At 70.3% G+C, this 5370-nt stretch carries 4 protein-coding genes; 1 reads left to right on the top strand and 3 read right to left on the bottom strand.

The genetic code is table 11. The features are described from left to right. Positions 1 to 575: 575 nt before the first annotated feature. Positions 576 to 1919, top strand: coding sequence for a hypothetical protein (locus D180_RS10005; protein ID WP_017912684.1), 1344 nt, complete (start codon positions 576 to 578; stop codon positions 1917 to 1919). Positions 1920 to 2037: 118 nt separating this feature from the next. Here the strand turns inward: D180_RS10005 and D180_RS10010 are convergent, their stop codons facing one another. The 3 genes from D180_RS10010 to D180_RS10020 form a co-directional block, all read right to left on the bottom strand. After that, on the bottom strand, positions 2038 to 2418 hold the full coding sequence (locus D180_RS10010; RefSeq protein ID WP_017915215.1) for a VOC family protein: 381 nt from the start codon (positions 2416 to 2418) through the stop codon (positions 2038 to 2040). Positions 2419 to 2532: 114 nt separating this feature from the next. Next, positions 2533 to 2943 (bottom strand): hypothetical protein, encoded by a 411-nt coding sequence (locus tag D180_RS10015; protein WP_017912686.1) that lies wholly within the window; start codon positions 2941 to 2943, stop codon positions 2533 to 2535. A gap of 13 nt (positions 2944 to 2956) precedes the next feature. Continuing rightward, positions 2957 to 5370, bottom strand: a 2414-nt coding sequence (locus tag D180_RS10020; RefSeq protein ID WP_017912687.1) for a bifunctional acetate--CoA ligase family protein/GNAT family N-acetyltransferase, incomplete at its 5' end; no start/stop codon positions are given.

The raw sequence follows: 5370 nt of genomic DNA on the forward strand, positions 1-5370 counted from the left end.
GGTCGCGCGACGGCCGGTCAGCCACGCGCCGCGGCGACGCCGGCGGTCGCAACTGTCTACCACCGGCGGCGCGGCGCTCGCTAGAGTCCGAAGCGTCGAGCAACGCCGACGCCCGCTCCCACGCGCGGTTGGCGATCGACGCGCAACCCGGCATCGCGGCCGCCGCAGGGCGCCGCCCCCGCAGCATTCGTCCCCCGATGCTGCCCTGCCGGGCCCGCGCGTTTCCCCCACGCTCGACGCGACAACCGTCTTCAACGCAGTTGCCTTCCACACGGGGTCAGGAGAGCGACATGGACATGTCTTCGGTCCGCTAGGCCGTTTCACGCATCTACAACAGCGCCGCCGCGTCTCCACGGTGGCGGTGGATGCTGCACTTCCCATCGCGTCTCTCGCTTCGTCTGCGTGCGCAGGCGGATGCGTACGCCCGTGCCTGCGCGCGGCCCTGGCGCGACGGGACTCCTTTCACCGCGGCCGCGCAGCAGCGCGGGCGTGCGGCCGGTCCGGGGCCAGGGGATGTCCGGACACAGGACGCGGCATCGCCCGCTCGCACCGACGCACACGACCGGAGGTCCATCATGCAACTGCCCAATCCACGCATTCTCGCCATCGCCACCGTGCTGACCCTTGCCAGCGGCGCCGCCTCCGCCGGGCGCTTTCCGGATTTCGGCTACGCGCCGCCCTCCACCTACAAGGGGCCGCTGTTCCAGCTCAGCCAGGACTATCCGCAGCAAGCGCCCAGCGGCCCGTTGCCGGCGTTCTTCCAGAAGCTGCCCAAGCCGCTGAGCAACAACTTCGAAGCCTGGCGCGGCTACGCCGATGCGGTGAAGGCCTACTGCCTGGAAGGCAACGTCGAAAGCGACTGGTACGTGCAGAACAACAAGGTGCGGCGCTGGTACCACGCGCCCTGGCAGCACTACGGCCCGCTCGGACGCGAAGGCGTGCACGGGCTGACCAAGGAAGCGCAGATCCAGGTCAAGCAACTGGCGCCGACCCAGCTCACCACCGGCCAGACCTTCGCGGTCGGCATCTACAACGATGTCGGCGCCTACACCTTCGGCCAGGTGTGGAAGGATCCGCAGAACCCGGATCCGAGCTTCACCACCAAGCCCAACACCTTCCGCGACGGCACCGTGGTGTGCAAGGCGCTGTTCGCCGACGTGGACCTGAGCCAGGTGCCGTTCCTGCAGAACCCGGTGCTGTGGAACGCCTGGGTCACCAACAGCTTCAAGTCCGCCGACCGCGCGTTCAAGCAGGTGGCGCTGATCCAGATGGATTTCGCCGTGCGCGACAGCCGCGTGCCCGGCACCGGCTGGATCTTCGGCACCTTCCAGTACAACGGCGCGGTCAGCGGCAAGCCCGGCTGGCAGAACCTGGTGCCGGTGGGCGTGATGTTCGGCAACGATCCACAGAACACCGGCGACGACTACACCAACAAGCAGCCGACCCAGACCCGGATCAATCCGCGCATCCTGCAGTCGGCGATCAACGCCAGGCCGGAACTGCCACCGACCCACCTGGGCTGGAACGGCCGCCTGAACGGCCCGGTGGACAATCCGATCAGCTCCTGCATGAGCTGCCACATGACCGCCGAATCGCCACAACTCTCGCCGATGAACCCCACCTTCCAGGCGCCGGACAAGGTGCCGCCGGTCGGTTCCAAGGAATGGATGCGCTGGTTCCAGAACATCCCCGCCGGGCAACCGTTCGACGCGGCGGCCAAGAGCACCGACTACAGCCTGCAGCTGGCCGGCGGCATCGCCAACTTCTACGACTGGAAGTGCACCCAGGACGGCGTGTTCGTCAGCGGCGGCAACCTGTGCGAGCAGAGCAAGACCTCGCTGAAACTGATGCGCTCCACCACGCCGCCGCCGACCGTGTACCCGGTCGAGCGTGGGGTGAGCAACCAGGAGCTGGAGTAGCACCGCAACGCCGTGCCTGCCGCGTGCCGTCCTATGGCGCCTGCAGGCACGGCCTGTGCCGAGTGCGGCGCAAGGCGCAGCAATGAGCGGCGTCAGACGTCCTGCCGCCTACGCTCGCTCAACCGATCTGCTGGCCGACCCACCAGGTCGTGCCACCGGCGTCGCGGAAGCCGCCACGCCGGTCCGGATCGTCCTTCTGCACCGGCGCCTGCACCGCCGTGGCACCGGCAGCCAGTGCACGCTGGTAGGTCGCATCCACATCGCGCACGTAGACGTGCACATGCGCCGGCACCGCCGGCCAGCCCTCGACCGCATCGCAGAACATCACCACGGTGTCGTCGATGCGCACCTCGCCGTGGGCAAGCAGGCCACCCTCACCGGGAATCTGCCGCAAGGGTTCGGCGTCGAACACCGCGACCAGGAACGCGATGGTCCGCTGCGCGCCATCGACAATGAGATACGGCGAGACCGAGGTGTAGCGCTCTGGCTTGAACGACATGAAGAACTCCCGAGGGTCGAGTGTCGCAGGCAGGTCGACGTGTGCGGTGGTGAAGCGCCTCATGCAACGTGCGGTGATGCCGGGAAGCCAGTGCGCCGCGGCGTGCAGCCGCGTTCACAGCGCGCACGTGCTGAGCCGCGCGGCCAGGGTAAAGGGGACCGTGCCCAGGTCGTCCAGGCCTTCGACATCGAACGCATACACGCCCTTGGCCACGAGCGTCAGTTGCCCGTCGCGCGAAAGATTGAAGGTCAGCGTGTCGACATCGACCGGGTGGTGCGCGCCGGCCACATACAGCGAGCCGTCGATGTAGCCGTCCTGTGGGTTGCGCGGGAAGTCGAAGCGCTGGCCGGCCAGCTCGCCGAGCCTGAGCGACGGCAGCGCGATGCCGTCCAGGCGGATCGCGGTGTCCACGATCTCGCCGGCGTGCAGGAACGGGCGCAGCAGGATCTCCAGCGAGGCGGCGCCCGGGAGGCCGGACAGGATCGCGTGGCGCGACTTCAATGCGCTGGGCGAGAACGTCGACATCGCGGCGCCGTCCTCAGTGCTGCGCCACCGGCAACACCACGTCCATCAGCGTGGCGTCGTCCGGATCCGGCGTGGCCTTGAAGCCGAGCTGCCGGCACATCGCCAGCATGGTGCGGTTCTCGCGCAACACCTGGCCTTCGACCACCTTGAGGCCGAGCCAGCCGGCATACTCGATCATGATCCGCATCAACTGCCAGCCGATGCCGTGGCCCTTGAGGTCGGAGCGGATCAGGATGCCGTATTCGCCGCGGTCGTAATCGGCGTCGGCATGCAGGCGCACCGCGCCGAGCATGTCGCCGCTGCGCGGCTCGATCGCCACCAGCGCGATCGAACGCGCGTAGTCGAGCTGGGTCAGGCGCGCGATGAATTCGTGGCTGAAATGCTTCACCGCCTGGAAGAAGCGCAGGCGCAGGTCTTCGTCGGTGACGCGGGCGAAGAAGCTGCGGAACAACGCGTCGTCCTCCGGCCGCACCGGGCGCACGAACGCGGCGTTGCCGTCGTTGAGCACAATGCGCCGTTCCCACTCCTTGGGATACGGGAAGATCGCGAAGCGCGGATGGCCGCGGCCCTTGTGCAGGCGCCGCGACGGCGCCACCGCCACCCGTGCGTCGACCGCAATCACCCCGTCGCGGTCGGCCAGCAGCGGATTGATGTCCAGTTCGCGGATCTCGGGCAGATCGGCGGCCAGTTGCGCCAGCTTGACCAGCACCATCGCCACCGCACGCTCGTCGGCGGCCGGCACGTCGCGGTAGGCCTTGAGGATGCGGCTGACGCGGGTGCGGCCGATCAGTTCGTGGGCCAGGCGCAGGTCCAGCGGCGGCAGCGCCAGCGCCTTGTCGTCGATCACCTCCACCGCGGTGCCGCCGCGGCCGAACACGATCACCGGGCCGAAGGTGGGATCGTCGGCGATGCCGGCGATCAGTTCGCGCGCCTTCGGTCGCAACAGCGAGGGCTGCACCAGCACGCCGTCGATGCGCGCATCCGGCCGCGCGGCGCGCGCGCGGGCGAGGATGCCCTCGGCCGCATCGCGCACCGCCTCCACGCTGACCAGGTTGAGGCGCACCCCGTCCACGTCGGACTTGTGCGGGATGTCGGCCGAATGGATCTTCACCGCCACCGCCGAGCCTTGCGCCAGCATCGGCGCGGCCACCTGCGCCGCGGCCTCGGCATCGGCGGCGTGCGCCACCGGCGCGGTGGGGATGCCGTAGGCGGCCAGCAGCCGCGTGGTCGCCAGCGGGTCCAGCCAGGTCTGCCCGGCGGCCAGCGCGGCGTCGACGATGCCGCGCGCGGCGGCGGCGTCGAAGGCGAAATCGTCGGGCAGGCTCGGCGGCGTTTCCATCAGTGCCGCCTGCGCTTCGCGGTAGCGCACCAGGTGCATGAAGCCGCGCACCGCGTCCGCCTCGGTGGCGTAGGTGGGGATGCGCGCGGCGTTGAGCGTGGCGGTGGCGCTCTCGTCGTTGCCCAGCCACACCGCGAACACCGGCTTGTCGCGGTGGTGGCGCGGGCGCTGGCCGAGGATGCGGGTCAGCGCCTGCGCCGCCTCGGCCGAGGAAGTGAACGCGGTCGGCACGTTGACCACCAGCACCGCGTCGTTCTCCGGGTCCTCCAGCAGCGCACCGGCGGCGGCGGCGTAGCGTTCGCCGTCGGCGTCCACCACGATGTCCACCGGATTGCGATGCGACCATTCCTGCGGCAGCGCCGCGTCCAGTTGCTGCTGGGTGGGCGCCGAGAGCGCCGCCAGGGTGCCGCCGAGATCGGCCAGCGTATCCACCGCCAGGCGGCCGACGCCACCGCCGTTGCTGAGGATGGCCAGGCGCCGGCCGGGGAAGGTGCTGAGCCGGCCCAGCGTCTCCGCCGCGGCGAACAGTTCGTCCAGCGCGCGCACCCGCAGCAGCCCGGCGCGGGCGAACGCGGCGCCGTACACCGCATCGGAACTGGCCAGCGCCTGCACGTGGGTGTCGGCGTTGGGATCGATGCGCAGCTGCCGGCCCGACTTCACCACCACCACCGGTTTGGCGCGGGCGGCGGCGCGGGCGGCGGACATGAACTTGCGCGCGTCGCGGATGTGCTCGACGTAGAGCAGGATCGCGCGGGTGCGGTAGTCGGTGGCGAAGTAGTCGAGCAGGTCGGCGAAGTCCACGTCCAGCGCGTCGCCCAGCGAGACCACCGCCGAGAAGCCGACCGCACGCGCCACGCCCCACTCCACCAGCGCCGCGGCGATGGCGCTGGATTCGGAGATCAGCGCCAGGTCGCCCGGCTGCGGGCAGTGCGCGGCGATGCTGGCGTTGAGCCGCGCATGCGGCGCGATCACGCCCAGGCAGTGCGGGCCGAGGATGCGCAGGCCCTTCGCCCGTGCGGCGCTCTCCACCCGCGCCGCGGCCGAGCCCGGCCCGCTGCCGAGCCCGGCGGTGAGGATGATCGCCGCGG

The organism is Xanthomonas sp. SHU 166 (assembly GCF_000364685.1).
GTDB classification, from domain to species: Bacteria; Pseudomonadota; Gammaproteobacteria; order Xanthomonadales; family Xanthomonadaceae; genus Xanthomonas_A; species Xanthomonas_A sontii.